Source organism: Apibacter muscae (assembly GCF_007845595.1).
Classification (GTDB): Bacteria; Bacteroidota; Bacteroidia; order Flavobacteriales; family Weeksellaceae; genus Apibacter; species Apibacter muscae.
In genome coordinates this window covers 1-1600 of sequence record NZ_SELI01000024.1, presented here as the reverse complement: position 1 = coordinate 1600, position 1600 = coordinate 1, and the positions used below count along the sequence as shown (strand labels likewise).

Below are 1600 nucleotides of genomic sequence, written 5' to 3'. Positions count from 1 at the left end.
GAGAAAGCACGCGCGAGTAAAGGAGGATGAAGGCGAAAGTAAAAAAATGGAGCAGAGACGGGATTATACTATTACGGTGCTAGATACTATAATCCAAGGGAAAGTATCTTTATATCAGTAGATCCACTGTTTGAAAAAACCATGACTCCGTATCAATATACCTATCAGAATCCAATAAATTATACTGATCCTACGGGGATGGAGGGGGAAAGTACGGAAGATTGGATTAAGAATAAATACGGAAAATATTTATATGATGAAAATGCAACTAGTCAAGAAACTACTAGAAAAGGATGGACATATGTAGGCAAAGATTTACCAAGTGGAGTAAATCCTAAAGGTCAGGATATACTGGAAGAAATAGGAGGAAAATTATATCATAAAAATACTTCAAATACTCTTAGAGAATTTGGGAATTGGATAAATGAAAAATTAGGAGGAGATTCAGATTACTGGGGAGTAGAAAAAAAACCATATGATCAGGCAGATGAAAATATGACTAAAGCACTTATAAAGTATTCTCCTGCTGGATATGGTTTGGGAAAAAAATTAGTGGCTGAAAGCGATACTTCTCCAATTATAAGTAATGAAAAAAGAGTTAATGATTTTAAGTATGCAGATAGAGTTAGAGGTAGGGGAGTTGAAGATCCTAAAAGTCATAATTTCCCATATAGTTATGATAAGGAAATACTTTCAACTAAGCCAATTAATAAGCCAGATGGATATCAAATTTTCCGAAAAGAAGGTAGTATGAATGGAAAAGATGGTGTCTTTGAAATAGGAAGAGACAAAAATGGAATTATAGATCATAGGTTTTTTAGACCACATTCAAAAAAGTAATGAAAATGAAGTATTTAATAGTTGATGCAAATTTGGGAGGGACAGGTATAAGAGACACTTATAACGGGGGATACATTGAATTAAATTCTTTGAGTTTATCAGAAGTTTTAAAAAGAAAAATTAATAATTGGTTAAAAAATTATCATGAAGAGCATTACAAGGGTTATTTAAATCTTATTACAATAGAGAATTTAGATAAAGAAGGGATTAAATTAGCAAAAGATATAAAAAAGGAACTAGGTGAAGTTAAAGTAGAATATTTTTCAGATGCAAAATTAATTAAGCAAATAATTATATAAATTAAAAACCATTTAATGTATCTCGAAATGCCATAGATTACGGGAATATTAATTTAAAAAAATAATGAAAAATTTATAAAGCTTAAATTTATATACAATGATTCATTTGATAAGGTGGATAGTAGCAGAATAACGATAAAAAATCAAACAAAAACCCCCGCTACAAAGCGGGGGTTTTTGTTTTAATCCATTTTATTTAACCTGTCCAATAGTTCCCATTCGCTCTCAGGGATAAGAGAATGAATAAGATTAAGGATGTTATAAATATCCCAGGAATTATGCACAGATAGATTGGGGTAGGAGCTGTCCATGGTAAGCGCTGTTTGGGTTAGTTTACATAGCGATTTAAGAGTAAAACCCAATTCTTGGTAGCTTTCTATAAAGGGAAAGTTTTCCAGAGACTTTAAGAAGTCTTTAGGGTTTAGGTTTTTGTTTTCATTTGAAAAATCATTGTTAAGATT

At 31.2% G+C, this 1600-nt stretch carries 2 protein-coding genes and 1 pseudogene; 2 read left to right on the top strand and 1 reads right to left on the bottom strand.

The genetic code is table 11. The features are described 5' to 3' along the window. Positions 1-63 precede the first annotated feature (63 nt). Positions 64-840: pseudogene (locus ETU10_RS11255) on the top strand (RHS repeat-associated core domain-containing protein); the annotation flags it as partial. A gap of 5 nt (positions 841-845) precedes the next feature. Next, complete coding sequence (locus tag ETU10_RS10520) at positions 846-1139, top strand: hypothetical protein (RefSeq protein ID WP_146312115.1); 294 nt, start codon at positions 846-848, stop codon at positions 1137-1139. Between the two features lie 182 nt (positions 1140-1321). On the opposite strand, the gene ETU10_RS11205 is transcribed toward ETU10_RS10520, so the two are convergent. Next, positions 1322-1600, bottom strand: a 279-nt coding sequence (locus ETU10_RS11205; RefSeq protein WP_185145100.1) for a hypothetical protein, incomplete at its 5' end; no start/stop codon positions are given.

What these genes read in the sequence shown, in the direction of transcription:
- ETU10_RS10520 (WP_146312115.1), top strand. Translation starts at nt 846, where the DNA reads ATGAAGTATTTAATAGTTGATGCAAATTTGGGAGGGACAGGTATAAGA.